Below are 13,589 nucleotides of genomic sequence, written 5' to 3'. Positions count from 1 at the left end.
GTGGTTCACACCCTCGTTCATATCAGGAGGGAAAAGTATGAATCTGGAGGCATTTCTGCACAATCTGCATTATGACATTGACAAGACCAAGCCGCCGGACGCGGTGGTGGATTGGGAAGATGGACCGCTTGCGTATAAGCTTTACCGCGGGTTGCCTGTGGTTCCATTATCGCCGGAAGTACCGCTGACGCTTGATGGCGGTGAAGCGCGGGCGTTGCCTGACCTTCGTAATATAGGGCATTTTCTCTGGTACATATTCGGGCTCACTCAACTTTCCCAGTCCGTCCCTGCCTCAAATTCCATGATACAAAATATGGGCCTGCTGCAATTGTACCGGCGGTTTGCTCCCTCCGGGGGAGCGTTATATCCAAATGAAATTTACGTGTATCTGAAATTAGAGGATTTGCCCGAGGGGGTATATCATTATGATGTGGCGCACCACCGTTTGGTGCTGCTGCGCGAAGGCAACTTCGATGCCTATTTAGCTCGGGCTCTTGGTGATCACTGTGACGTTTCGGCTTGCTTTGGTACGGTTTTTGTATCGACCCTGTTTTGGAAAAACTTTTTTAAATACAATAACTTTTCCTGCCGACTGCAAGGTCTGGATGCGGGGGCGTTAATCGGGCAGCTTTTGGAAGTGGCGAAACGTTTCGGCTTCTCGTCGGGCGTGTATTTCCAGTTCCTTGATCGGGCCGTGAATGGTCTCCTCGGGATATCGGAACAAGAAGAAAGTGTGTATGCGGTGATTCCGCTATCGGTGGAGCCTATGGTCCAATGGTTTACGGATAGGGATGAGGGAGAGCGGGCGTGCTCCGCCACCGAATTATGCCGGGAGTTGAGAGCGGTTCAGCATGATCACTACGTCCGTTCCCGGAAGGTCAAGGATTTTCCGATACTCATCAAGATGAACGAAGCATCTCTATTGGAATCGCTTGGGCCGGTACGGCAAATTGGCGTAGAGAAGATCTTACACAGTGAGGATCAAGCAGTGGCTTTACCCCAAGTGAAACGGTTGTCGTATGATCTGGCGTCAATAAGCCGAAAGCGGTTTTCGCCGGACGGTGATTTTCTTATGGGCAGGATACGCCTAGAGCAGTTGGCTTTGCTGCTGCAGGAGGCAACGGCCTCCTTCAGGTACCGGAATGATTTGGATGGGGACCATGAGAACCCCGTCTCTCGCGTCTCACTGTACGGCTGTTTGTATAACGTTGAAGGCATTCCGGACGGCGCTTACTATTATGATAGTGCTGCTCATACGTTGCGGCGGGTATGTCAAGGAGACCATCGGCTCAAGCTGCAGCAGGGCATGCCTTCCGACAACGTGAATCTGTCCCAAGTTCCGCTATGCTTTCATGTGGCAGGGGACAAGAATCATCTCACAACAGCCCTGGGGTATAGGGGATACCGCATTCAACAGATGGAAGCGGGGATGCTTGTGCAGCGTTTACTATTGGCGGCATCCGCAATCGGGATAGGGGGGCATCCGCTCCTCGGATTTGATGCCAGATTGTGCGATGAGATCTACAAGATGACTTCGCAAGGAATAACCAGCCTGATTCAAATCCCGGTTGGCCCTTATCGTCATGGCCCCCGATTGGTTGGAGGTTTGCATGGCTAGATGCTCACTTTAATCGCTTAGATAATTCCAAGTTGAGGTTGGAAGCACCCGAGAGGGTGCTTTTTGCATACACCGATCACATTTTCCAATGAAATGGCGAAACGGACTTTCAGCATCCTTTCAGGGATTTTTTATAGTCTGATCAGCTTATATTCAGAAGCGTTTCAGGTTCGGGGGCTATACTCGAAGATGTAAAGCTAATCCAAAAAGGATAGGTGGGAGTTAATATGAAAACTTTCTCATGCGATTGGACCGCTGGAGCTGTCTTATATCATAAACATTACGATGCCGCATCGAGTACGATGCTTTCCCATCCTGGAGGTCGCCAGATTTTGGGCTTATTCAACTGTCCAGTAATCCGTTTTGAAAAGGCCGATCCACCAAGGGCACATAATTTGGTAGATGCTTGGCAAAGCCGACGGTCTGAACTTTCCCAAAATATAACGGAGAGCCTGGTCGTATGAGAATGCCGTATCGGGTTCTGTTAGTTTGTTTATGGTTCTTCGTTCTGGTCGTCTTAACATGTACCGTGAACCTCGAAGCTCTATTTTACAATCATACAATCGAGTTTACTTTTAATCTTCATCCCCAATTATCGGAATTGCTAAAGATGGATTTGACCCAAATTCATCCCAAGTGGGTGATGGTGAAATTCGGTCATTTTCTTGGATTCGGGATGATGGATGTCCTGCTGTTCAATTTAATACGCAAACAAAAACCGGCCCTTTTCATCGCAATTTTATTGGCTGTTTTGACTGAAATTTGCCAACTTTACTTTAATCGTGATGGCAGACTTTACGATGTGGCGATTGATTCAGCCGGTATCTTTCTATCTCATTATGCCATTCAAACCGCTTTGCTCGTCCGGAGTAAGATGCTAACCATGTGGAACGAGCGTTACACGGACAAAAACATGCAGCATTTCAAAAGCTAAAGTGATGTGCATCATCTGATTCCTGGTTAAAAATTTTAATCGAGTGTCAGGCTTATGCTGCGAATTTGGCAATTTTGATGTAAAGTGATACACTTAACGTAAAGATATTTGCCGAACAAACGGAAGCACCGTGCTATCAGAAGTTTTTCTTCTGTGAGCATGCGTGCTTTTTTTTGTCGGCTACAGAGAGGTGAGGTTAACATGTTTTCCAAAGTGAATTTTCATAAGAGAGTAACGGAAAAATGGCTAAACCGTGCTTTTGCCCCGCTTAGTGCTTATTTGGAACGGGAGCATCCGGAAGAAGCCCGCAGTATGATGTCTTATATGACGTTCTTGTGCAATGAAGATCAGCGTTTTTACTATCGTAATTGCATGACGAAGGATTCGATCGTGTTCGATCAGATGGGGCAGTTGGTTTACTGCGGAAAAGAGGCACTGCGATATGAATTCGGGCATTTAGAAGAAATTAAGGTGGAACGTCCTCTACGTGAAGAGCGATTTGTCCATCCGAACGTTACCCGCTGGATAAAGAGAAAGCTTACCAACAAGGAGGAAGTAAAATACGGCGAGGAAGTTTACATTTTCCTTCAGGAGCTTTGGGGATCGATGGTGAACTACGATTTCGAAGATCTGAAAATAGGGCATCCCTTGCGCGGAGCCCGGTTACGTTATTGTCTGTATCTTTATCCGACCCAATTCCCCAAGAAGATCGCTATCCAGTTTGTCGGAGATGAAATTGTAGAGAAACGATGCAGCTACGCAGAATATCGGGAATATGAGAAGCAAGAGCGTGAACTGGTCTATGAGGGTTGGAATGTGATCACGATCATCCGGGAGTTGCTCGATCGGGATTTGGACATATTTCGGCGATATATCTCTAAAGCGATTGAACTGGCTGATCCCAGAGATGTTCTGCTAAAATAGGATCAAATACCCGAAAGAGGTCGATCGAAATGCAATTAATGGACGAGCTTATAGATGCCTACTTGGATATCTCCTTACTGGACAAGTTATCCTGAATATGGACGGTGCATCAATTAATTTGGGAAAAAGGGTACGCGAGCCCGTTGGATTTGTTCTTGAAGATGGAGAAGATATCTCCAAAACTTGTAGAAGAATGGCGGCTCGGAAGGGTTCCCTACCTGGAGCGGGTGCTTCATGGGAATTTGGCTCAATTCAGCTTCATCATGAAAGATTTCCGGAAAACAGCACGAGAGCTGGATCTTAAGGAATCCTATACCGCCTATATGTCCTGGGGAAAAGGAAGGAAACGCCCACTTCGTTTCTCGAAAACAGGTGACTCCCAAGTTGAACGGCACTATTCCACTCATTTTCTGAAGCCTCGAAAAATGGACGGTGGGCTTCAACGATCTCTCCTTCAGCCCCTCCAAGTACACGATGAACAATTATGAGGCTACCCGGTTACCGGAGAATGATCGGCAGCACCTTTGAATTGGATGTCCAAATGAAGAAAACACAGCCCCTTGTCATCTATCGTGACAGGGGGCTGTGCTTTTGTGAAGCCAGAAAAGCAATTTTATAAAGGGATATGGGGGTTGGGTTATGCGGCTAATCGGTCCGACTGACTTAATGAAGCCGCTTTTTGTTTTCTATGGTAGCATACATAGGATCCGGCAATTAAAGCAAAGCCGATGAAGAAAAATACCCAGCCGCTGGCAGGATCGCCCGCCGCAATACTTGAATACATCGCACCCGCAAGGTCAAATGTAAGCCCGGCGTAGGCCCATTCCTTAATTCTCGGAAAGCCGGGAATCAGTATCGCGACAAGACCTAATAGTTTGGCCACGCCCAGAAAGGGGAGGAGGTAGGTGGGATAGCCCAAGTGATTAAATAATGTTACAGCATCCGATGCATAGAGGATATCCGGAATCGAACCAAACCCCATTAAAACTACCAGCAGAGCTGTAAAAATCCAGTACAAAATCTTCGTTCTTTTCATAAATAATTTACTCCCTTCAAATTGTGTAATTTTGACTTGCTATAGTTCTTACATAGTGGCCAGTTGTTCCTCAAGGCGATTAAGTGTCGATTTTGCGCCCTCGATGGCTCCGTATTCCTTAACCACTTTCTCAAGTTCAGCGGCGGATTTGAAGCGCATTGTCATGGTGAGCTCGGTCGTCGTATTAGCTTGCTCGGCAAAGGTGACCGTCACTTGAAATTGATCATCCTCATCGCCCCCGCCATGGGAGTAAACGAGTCGCTCAGGACTCGAAACCTCAAGGTAGGAGAGTTTATTATCATAATCGACGCCATCGGGGCCGTGCATAATGAAACGCCATACGCCGCCTGTTCTAATATCGATTTCTTGAACCGTATTCGTAAAGCCTTTGGGTCCCCACCAGTTCGGCAAATGTTCAGGATCTGTCCAAGCCTTGAAAACCAGCTCCCGCGGCGCATTAAAGACCCGAGTGATACGAAGTTCCTGACCGGCTACGGATGTGACGGTGTTGTTCGTTCCCTGAGTTTCATTCATGTTATCATTCCTCCCAATTGTATTTGTTCATTGGACTGGGTTAAGTTAACGGAGAAGATCGGAGTTTTGTATAACCCAGCTCCTTTCTGAATTCAATATACCACATAAGGAATATTCCTGTAAAGGAATATTTATTTTTATTTTTCCCATCATAAACCATGCTTCTGCTATTCTCATGTATAGATCATGGAACGACCTGCTCGGAAAATTGTTTAAAAATTATGTGGAGAATAAATATGCTCAAATAAATAAAATATAAATATAAAGACACCGGAAGGGTGTCTTTCATATACTCGATTATGTCAACTTGTTAAATTTTGCATGGCGCTTACAAATTTATATTTACAGATTCCATAGATAGCAGTAATATGAAATAGCAACTTGTACACAAGTATACTTGTAGACTTATAGAGGTGAACAATATGAAGCTAGGCATGATAGGTCTTGGCAAAATGGGTTATAATCTTGTGCAAAACTTGCTTCTTCATCAGCATCAGGTCGTCGTTCAGGATGTGAACCCTGAGCCCGGTAAGAAATTGGCGGAGCAAGGCGCTGAATTTGCTGCATCAATAGAAGAAGTAGTTTCCAAACTTCCGTCTCCTCGGATTATATGGATTATGGTTCCAGCCGGGAAGATTGTGGATCAGGTGATTGAGACTCTCATCCCGTTGCTGGAACAAGGCGATATCGTCATCGACGGTGGGAACTCTCACTACAAAGAATCTCTTGTTCGCGCGGAGAAGCTGATTGCACATGGCATCCGGTTTTTCGATGTTGGCACTTCGGGCGGTACGGAAGGCGCGGCACATGGAGGCTGCTTTATGATTGGCGGGGATAAAGAAACCTTTACATTCATCGAGCCTATATTTCAAGGAATTGCAGTGGACAAAGGTTATTTGTACGCCGGCAAGAACGGCAGCGGCCATTTTCTGAAAATGATTCATAATGGCATTGAGTATGGCATGATGCAGTCCATTGCCGAAGGATTTGAACTGTTGTCGAAAAGTGATTTCGAATATAACTATGAAGATGTTGCCCGCGTATGGTCCAACGGTTCTGTCATTCGAAGCTGGTTGATGGAGCTTACGGAGAATGCTTTTTCAAAAGACCCTAATTTGGATGGCATCCGCGGCGTCATGAAGAGCTCCGGAGAAGGAAAATGGACGGTCGAGACAGCGCTGGATCTTGAAGCCAGCACGCCGGTTATTGCTTTGTCTTTATTGATGAGATATCGCTCCCTTGAAACGGACACATTCCATGGCAAGGTTGTTGCCGCTCTGCGCAATGAATTTGGCGGTCACGCCGTTGTCCGTAATAATTAGCGAAAACTTGTTCTCCTCATAGAATCGTTCGGCGAATTTGTGTTAAAATCGATAATATCTATCGATGTTAATCATCCGAATATGATTTATATAGGAGAGTTGAGTCTAAATGCGTTATCCTTCTGCTTGGCTGCAGGGAGTTTCCCTAGGGGAGTCTATTGCTTGTGAATTAAGGCTGCAAATTATAAACGGAACGATCAAACCAGGTGAAATCATATCGGAGAATCGGGTTGCCACTGATTTTGGTACGAGCAGATCTCCGGTTAGGGAAGCGTTGAAAACGTTGTCAAACGAAGGGCTTATCCGATTGGAGCGGATGGGGGCTGTTGTTTTAGGGCTAAGCATTCAAGATCTTGAGGAGCTGTACGATGTCCGGTATTTGATCGAAAGCTTTGCCCAACAACGTTTAGCCAGTGGTAACCATGAGCCATTGTTTGCTAATCTGAAGCAATTCATCGATAAAATGGAATTAGCTATTAAGTACAATGATTGCGTAGAGTTTTCGCATTTGGATTTTCGTTTTCATGAAGCGATGATTGTGGAAGCCAAGCATGCAAGAATTCTGCATTTATGGAAAAGCATTCGTCATATCGTGCTGACCGTGATGTTAATTACAACGGATGAGATCTTTTCCGAAGGTGAAGGCAAACTGCTTAAAGTCATTGAGAAGCATCGAATGATCGTAAGTGCGCTTGAGTCCAAAGATGTAAATGTCATTCAAAAAGTGGTTCAAGAATACTTCGCGGATTCCAATATAACGCTTCATAGCAGTATATCTTAGTTTTGAGCCGTAAGTATCTAAGCGCTTGAAGAAGCGCGAATTAAATTGTCGACAAGTATACAATGTGTAAAAATTAATTTGTTGAAAGCGTTCTATAATGGGAATGCTGTTGAAAGAAATATTGATCCGGATAAAAACAGGAGGCCACATCATGAGCACGATCTTTGGTTTCAGTCACAATGTAACATTAATTATATGGGCGTTACTTTCCATTGTTTTTCTTGTTGTGCTTATTGCCAAATTTAAATGGAATCCCTTCGTCACGCTGCTGATTTCTTCCTTGCTGTTAGGATTTCTTGCAGGCATGAAGCCTGGGGACGTCATTAAAGCGGTGACAGGCGGGTTGGGCGGTACGTTAGGAACGATCGCAATCGTCATCGGACTTGGAACGATGCTTGGTAAAATGATGGCGGAATCCGGAGGAGCCGAACGGATCGCGACGACGTTGGTCGATAAGTTCGGTGAGAAACGGGTTCATTGGGCCATGATGATCGTTGGCTTCATTGTAGGGATACCCGTATTTTTTGAGGTCGGTGTCATCCTGTTAATTCCGATTGTGTTTATCGTAGCCCGTAAAACGAAGATGTCGTTATTACAGATTGGTATTCCTGTTTTGGCAGGACTGTCAACAGTGCATGGACTTGTTCCTCCGCATCCGGCACCTATGATTGCGATTGACGCGTATAAAGCGGATCTTGGCAAAACCATCCTGTATTCCATCATTATCGGACTGCCGACTGCGATTATAGCGGGTCCTTTATTCGGTAAATTTATCGGTAAACGAATTCTGGTTGAGCCGCCGGCCAAGCTGGCCGAGCAGTTCGCATCGAAGGAGAATCGCGAGCTTCCGGGATTCGGGATTACGTTGTTTACGATTTTGCTGCCTGTCATTTTAATGTTAATTGGCTCTATTGCCAATATTATCGATCCGAAAGCGACCAGCAGCATCACGGTGTTCTGCGAGTTTATCGGGCATGAGATTATCGCGCTTTTAATTGCTGTCGTTTTCTCCTTCTTCTCTCTTGGCTTTGCGAGAGGGTTTTCCAGAGAAGATGTTTCACGATTTGCAAGTGAATGCTTAGCGCCAACGGCTACGATCATATTGATTATTGGGGCGGGTGGAGCATTTAAACAGGTTTTGATTAACAGCGGAGTTGGCGGAGCGATTGCTGCGATTGCTACTCAGGCTCATGTTAATATCATTTTCTTTGCCTGGTTCGTAGCTGCGTTAATTCGAGTCGCTACAGGCTCGGCAACGGTTGCCATGACAACGGCCGCGGGAATTATAGCTCCAGTGCTCGGGCAAAACCCCAATGCGAACGTCGAGCTTGTTGTCCTTGCCACAGGTGCGGGCTCGCTCGTTCTGTCTCATGTGAATGACGCGGGATTCTGGATGGTGAAGGAATTCTTCAATATGTCCGTTCCGCAAACCTTGAAATCATGGACGATGATGGAAACGATTCTATCGGTTGTGGGATTGATTTTCATTCTTCTCCTCAGCACGGTGGTCTAAGGAGAGCCATTCGGCAATTCACCAGGAAAGAAGGTTCAACCAGTGAGTCAACCTATGTATATGATTGGTGTTGATATTGGAACAACGAGCACGAAAGCCGTTATGTTCGAAGAAAACGGGAAGGTTGTGACCAAGGCGGACGAAGGATACCCCTTATTTACACCTTCTTCGTCGGTGGCCGAGCAAGACCCTGACCAAATCTTTCGCGCAGTTATTCATACGCTAAAACGGGTTATGGTTCAAAGCGGGGCTAGGCCTGAACAAGTCCTGTTCGTTTCATTCAGTTCGGCTATGCACAGTGTCATTGTTGTTGATGCCGAAGGCAAACCGCTTACGCGATGCATCACTTGGGGGGACAACCGAAGTGCAGCTTGGGCGGAACGTTTAAAACGTGAAATGAATGGGCATGACATCTATTTGCGAACAGGAACGCCGATTCATCCCATGTCTCCGCTGCCCAAACTAATGTGGCTCCGCCATGATAATGCGTATTTATTTCAAAAGGCAAGCAAATTCATTTCGATCAAAGAATATGTGTTCGCCAAACTATTTGGCGAGTATGTTATCGATCATTCCATTGCGTCAGCGACCGGCATGTTGAATCTGGAAAAGCTGGATTGGGACGAGGAGGCTCTCGAGATCGCCGGGGTGTCAAGAAACCAACTGTCGAGGCTTGTACCTACGACTTTTGCATTGAAGGGGATGCATACTGTCTTCGCAGAAGAAATGGGATTTGATCCGTCCACTCCATTCATTGTCGGAGCCAGTGATGGCGTTCTGTCCAATCTTGGCGTGAACGCGATCGAACCGGGCGTAGTCGCGGCGACAATAGGGACGAGCGGCGCGATAAGAACCGTTGTGGACAAACCGGTGACCGATCCGAAAGGGAGAATTTTTTGTTACGCATTAACGGAAAAGCACTGGGTGATCGGCGGAGCGGTCAATAATGGCGGCATGCTGCTGCGCTGGGCGAGGGATGAATTCGCGGCGTCGGAAGTCGAGACGGCCAAGCGATTGGGGATCGATCCCTATGATTTATTGATGCAAATCGTTGAGAAGGTGAGTCCGGGTTCTGACGGATTAATTTTTCACCCTTATTTAACCGGCGAACGGGCACCGCTATGGAATTCGAACGCCCGGGGGTCATTCTTTGGTTTGAATATGCACCACCGGAAGGAACATATGATCCGCTCTGTTCTGGAAGGGGTCATTTTTAACCTGTACACGGTATTGTTAGCCATGGAGGAAAGCATCGGACGGCCCAAGAAAATTCACGCAACGGGGGGATTTGCCCGTGCGCCCTTATGGCGTCAAATGATGTCGGATATTTTCGATCAGGAAGTCGTTATTCCAGAAAGCTTTGAAAGCTCATGCCTGGGCGCTGTCGTCCTTGGATTAAATGCTATCGGAAAAGCAGATACGCTGGAGATCGTTGCGAATATGGTCGGTTCCACACATCAGCATCAACCCATCAGAGAGCATGCAGAGATCTATCACCAGCTGTTGCCGATTTATATCCAAATTTCGCGCAAGCTCGAAGCGGAATACGAAGCTATAGCGAAATTTCAGCAAAAACTTGTAAGAGAATAAGTGCAAGTATGCCTAAAACAAAGAGGCACCCGAGGGGGTGTCTTTTTGGCATTCGAAATTTTTGAAACTTAACTAGACTCAGGTCGTGGTTTAAGCTAAGCTTCCGGACAGTGCGTGTTGGTCCTGAAACATGTAAAATAGTCAGTATGGTTCTCTTCTTTTTGGATGAATGAGGGGGTGTCTGGTGAAAGTTCTGGACTTCGTCGAGCAATTGTTTGCGCAATATGGGTACCTGGTATTGTTAATCGGTCTGCCTTTGGATGCCATAGCGCTGCCCATACCTCCGGGAAATACGACGCTGACCTATTCGGGTTATTTATCCTATAAAGGCGTTCTCGAATGGATCCCGGCAATGGGGATGGCTTATGCTGGGTCCGTATTAGGGATGACGATCACTTACTGGATCGGATGCAAGCTGGGTATGCCGCTAATAGAGCGGTATGGAAAATGGTTGTTTTTAAAACCGGCACACTTAGAGAAAACCAAGAAATACTACGAGAAATATGGAAATAGACTGCTCCTGTTGAGTTATTTTATACCCGGACTCAGACAATTTATCGGCTATTTTGTTGGAATGATCCGTGTTCCATACCGCACCTTTGCGCTATATGCCTATATCGGCGCGGCCTTATGGGTAATAGTATTTTTCGGTATCGGATACATATTCGGTGAACAGTGGCAGTTAATTTTTATGCAAGTGGAACAATCATTGAAATACGTTCTTATTGGACTGTGTGTGGTGCTAATTGTATTCTTCCTATTGAAGTGGCGCAAGGGTAGCACGGGTTAGATGCAGGAAAGTATCGGCAATTGACGCATTCCGAGCGATTGAGTATGAGTAAAATACGCTTAATTTCCGTTAAGGCGGAAAGCGGGGGAACCATTTTTTTGGGGCGAATCATGTTTCATGTAGGGAACCATCTTTCCCGAGCCCGACAGCTAACCTCGTCAGCAATGGATGGGTCAGTCTGCTTTTTTATGCTTTTTTGCATTCACGGACCCGTGTTTACGGGTCCTTTTTGCATAGGGCTCCACCCAAATATTGGTTATTCATTTCGTACCATAAAGGAGGAGCTCATGAACCAACGTCTTAAGGCAGAACACTTGCAACAGCTTGATAGTGATCAGCAGGAGAGTCTTCGGAGTCAGTGGACGCCTCAAGAAGGTGAATATATGTTATTCGCTGATCAAGAAGAGATGATCTATTACTTAAACGGAGTCGAGAAACATAGATCACTTCCTTTGTTAAACATCGGGCAGATGATCGATTACCTTTCGGGCAGTGACGCATCGTTTAAGATGCAGTTTGACTCCGATGTATGGAAGATTTCTTTATCAGGTCAAAGTTATCAAGACGATGATCTATGCGATGTACTTTGGGAAGTGATGAAGGGAATCTTGAGCCAATGATGTGTACGCCTTTATGGCAATTGCGCCTTGGCAATAGCAAGGATATCGCTGATTTTTCCCTCAAGTTTAATGATCTTTTGTCGCTCTGGGGCGATTTGGCGGGATAGGGAGATCAGGGGGGAGAGTGAGCTCAGCACACCTGGTGCATCTCCTTTCTTCACTGCTTGTTTAAATAAACTCCATAGCGGAGTTTGGCTGGATTCGATGTCTTTAATAGCACTTTTCTTGGCTTTAATTTGTACGTTAATGGGATCGATGTCCACTAGGGTGCCGCGGATTTTTTTCATTAATTTGGACGCTTTGTCCTTAGCATCCCGCAATGCATCTTCTTTTGCTTTGATGTCCAAACGTGCTAACTGCACAGGAATTCTCATGGCGCTGGCCTGAAAACGAAGGATGCTGCTGAGGTCCTTGTTTTTCAGCAATTTGGTGGCCTCAATTTGTTTATTTAATTCGGTATAACGAGAAAATAACGGTTTGTACCGTTCTCGCGCTTGGATCGTATCGGCTTCTAATTTGTCCAGCTTGGCTGCATCGATTTCTTTGATTTGCTTATTGAGCGCGGCCTCTTTTTCCTCGTTCTCTTTGTGTAGAGCGCTAATTTTAGCCTCCCAGTCTTGATCCTGATTCTGCAGCGTAAGGAATTCGTTCACTTGCGATTTAATTTTGCTTCCCTGCGCTTGACTGGTGTTTGCAATCGTTTTGTCGAGCGATGCTTGAAGGGCTGGCGTCATCTCAAGTGAGGCAGCGGCCGCAACTGTGACTGGAATGGCTGACATAAGCGCGGTAAGTAAAACTACGAAACTAATAAATCTTTTCATCATGATTCCTCCTCCTGAACGGATAGAATGTGGCGGATTTAACGACAAAAAAAGCACCTGCAAGAAAGGCGATAAGCCTATTCTTACGGGTGCTTCCATCGTAAGCCGTCCAAATGAATTTATATGTGTAACTATACAATAGGTCTCGGCGGGTGTCAAGAGAACGGAGTTAGCGTGAAATTTGCGCTAGGGGCAAATGTACTTTAAACTAGCGGTAGATGGGAAAATAACCATAAATTATGGGAAGGAAACAAAATGATGATGAACCAGCTTTCAATAAATCAGTTAAAACAGTTTAAAAACGATATCACTCGTTTTATGATGATGTATAAATTCGCGCTGGATGAAATGGAAACAAGAATTGAAATTTTAGTCCAGGAATTCGAGATGCTGCATGAATATAACCCGATTGAGCATACAAAATCTCGCTTGAAGTCGCCGGAAAGCATTGTAAATAAACTTTTTAGAAAAGGCTGCGATATTTCATTTCCCTGTATCAGGGACAACATTAAAGACATTGCGGGATTACGCATTACTTGTTCTTTTATATCGGACATTTACTTAATAAGTGAAATGCTCAAAAATCAAAGTGACTTAAAGGTGATCGAGGAAAAAGATTACATTAAGCACCCCAAGCAGAACGGTTATCAGAGCCTCCATCTGATCATCGAAGTGCCGGTTCATATGTCGGATCGACGGGAAAGTGTTTGCATTGAAATTCAAATCCGGACGATTGCTATGGATTTCTGGGCGAGCCTGGAACATAAAATTTATTATAAATTCACCGAAGATAACCGGGCTGTGCCGGCTCGGCTGCTCGAAGAGTTAAAACAAGCCGCATATGCCGCTTCTGCGCTGGATCAGCAAATGGAACGCTTGCATAAAGAAATTGAAATCATCAAAGAAGAGCAAACCGAGATCAACGAGGAGAAGTTGAACCGAATTATTATTAACAACCAGCAATTTGCGTTGCCACAAGCTTTGCTGGGGCTATTAGATGGTGCACGAGAACAATAACAAGGAAGAGAGTGCCGTAATGGCACTCTCTTCAGCCTGTTGAGAAACCTCAGCAGGCTTTTCTTCATTCCAATTCTTTATCCATTCAC

General features: G+C 45.6%; 13 protein-coding genes and 1 riboswitch. Of the genes, 10 read left to right on the top strand and 3 right to left on the bottom strand.

Going from position 1 to position 13,589, the window contains the following annotated elements; all coding sequences use genetic code 11:
- The first annotated feature begins 37 nt into the window (after window positions 1-37).
- The 3 genes from ACFQZT_RS20655 (at window position 38) to ACFQZT_RS20645 (ending at window position 3,476) form a co-directional block, all read left to right on the top strand.
- Window positions 38-1,618 carry a SagB family peptide dehydrogenase gene (locus ACFQZT_RS20655; RefSeq protein ID WP_379302739.1) on the top strand — a complete coding sequence of 527 codons (1,581 nt, stop codon included), beginning with the start codon at window positions 38-40 and terminating at the stop codon, window positions 1,616-1,618.
- Window positions 1,619-2,078: 460 nt separating this feature from the next.
- A complete protein-coding gene (locus tag ACFQZT_RS20650) occupies window positions 2,079-2,552 on the top strand; it encodes a VanZ family protein (protein WP_379302738.1) in 474 nt (157 codons plus the stop codon).
- A 201-nt stretch (window positions 2,553-2,753) separates the two neighbouring features.
- A complete protein-coding gene (locus ACFQZT_RS20645; protein ID WP_379302737.1) occupies window positions 2,754-3,476 on the top strand; it encodes a hypothetical protein in 723 nt (240 codons plus the stop codon).
- 637 nt (window positions 3,477-4,113) lie between these two features.
- On the opposite strand, the gene ACFQZT_RS20640 is transcribed toward ACFQZT_RS20645, so the two are convergent.
- Both ACFQZT_RS20640 and ACFQZT_RS20635 read right to left on the bottom strand, forming a co-directional pair.
- Window positions 4,114-4,512: a DoxX family protein gene (locus ACFQZT_RS20640; protein ID WP_379302736.1), complete on the bottom strand. Its 399-nt coding sequence runs from the start codon at window positions 4,510-4,512 to the stop codon at window positions 4,114-4,116.
- A 48-nt stretch (window positions 4,513-4,560) separates the two neighbouring features.
- Window positions 4,561-5,046 (bottom strand): SRPBCC family protein, encoded by a 486-nt coding sequence (locus tag ACFQZT_RS20635; protein ID WP_379302735.1) that lies wholly within the window; start codon window positions 5,044-5,046, stop codon window positions 4,561-4,563.
- A gap of 422 nt (window positions 5,047-5,468) precedes the next feature.
- On the opposite strand from ACFQZT_RS20635, the gene gnd reads away from it, so the two are divergent.
- The 6 genes from gnd to ACFQZT_RS20605 all read left to right on the top strand — a co-directional run bounded on the left by gnd (window position 5,469) and on the right by ACFQZT_RS20605 (window position 11,662).
- Entirely contained in the window at window positions 5,469-6,368 is a 900-nt protein-coding gene (gene gnd, locus ACFQZT_RS20630) for a phosphogluconate dehydrogenase (NAD(+)-dependent, decarboxylating) (RefSeq protein WP_379302734.1), read from the top strand.
- A 109-nt stretch (window positions 6,369-6,477) separates the two neighbouring features.
- Window positions 6,478-7,149 (top strand): GntR family transcriptional regulator, encoded by a 672-nt coding sequence (locus ACFQZT_RS20625; RefSeq protein WP_379302733.1) that lies wholly within the window; start codon window positions 6,478-6,480, stop codon window positions 7,147-7,149.
- Between the two features lie 151 nt (window positions 7,150-7,300).
- Window positions 7,301-8,662 (top strand): GntP family permease, encoded by a 1,362-nt coding sequence (locus ACFQZT_RS20620; RefSeq protein WP_379302732.1) that lies wholly within the window; start codon window positions 7,301-7,303, stop codon window positions 8,660-8,662.
- A gap of 42 nt (window positions 8,663-8,704) precedes the next feature.
- Complete coding sequence (gntK, locus tag ACFQZT_RS20615) at window positions 8,705-10,252, top strand: gluconokinase (RefSeq protein WP_379302731.1); 1,548 nt, start codon at window positions 8,705-8,707, stop codon at window positions 10,250-10,252.
- Window positions 10,253-10,436: 184 nt separating this feature from the next.
- On the top strand, window positions 10,437-11,042 hold the full coding sequence (locus ACFQZT_RS20610) for a DedA family protein (RefSeq protein WP_379302730.1): 606 nt from the start codon (window positions 10,437-10,439) through the stop codon (window positions 11,040-11,042).
- Between the two features lie 46 nt (window positions 11,043-11,088).
- A riboswitch (cyclic di-AMP (ydaO/yuaA leader) is annotated at window positions 11,089-11,221 on the top strand.
- A gap of 108 nt (window positions 11,222-11,329) precedes the next feature.
- A complete protein-coding gene (locus ACFQZT_RS20605; protein WP_379302729.1) occupies window positions 11,330-11,662 on the top strand; it encodes a hypothetical protein in 333 nt (110 codons plus the stop codon).
- Between the two features lie 11 nt (window positions 11,663-11,673).
- On the opposite strand, the gene ACFQZT_RS20600 is transcribed toward ACFQZT_RS20605, so the two are convergent.
- Entirely contained in the window at window positions 11,674-12,486 is an 813-nt protein-coding gene (locus tag ACFQZT_RS20600; protein WP_379302728.1) for a hypothetical protein, read from the bottom strand.
- A 258-nt stretch (window positions 12,487-12,744) separates the two neighbouring features.
- Here ACFQZT_RS20600 and ACFQZT_RS20595 point away from each other — a divergent pair, with 258 nt between their 5' ends.
- Window positions 12,745-13,500: a GTP pyrophosphokinase gene (locus ACFQZT_RS20595; protein WP_379302794.1), complete on the top strand. Its 756-nt coding sequence runs from the start codon at window positions 12,745-12,747 to the stop codon at window positions 13,498-13,500.
- Window positions 13,501-13,589: the final 89 nt, after the last annotated feature.

This window comes from Paenibacillus sp. GCM10027628, assembly GCF_042676385.1.
In the GTDB taxonomy this organism is placed as follows: Bacteria; Bacillota; Bacilli; order Paenibacillales; family NBRC-103111; genus Paenibacillus_E.
This window is presented reverse-complemented; position numbering and strand designations above follow the sequence as displayed.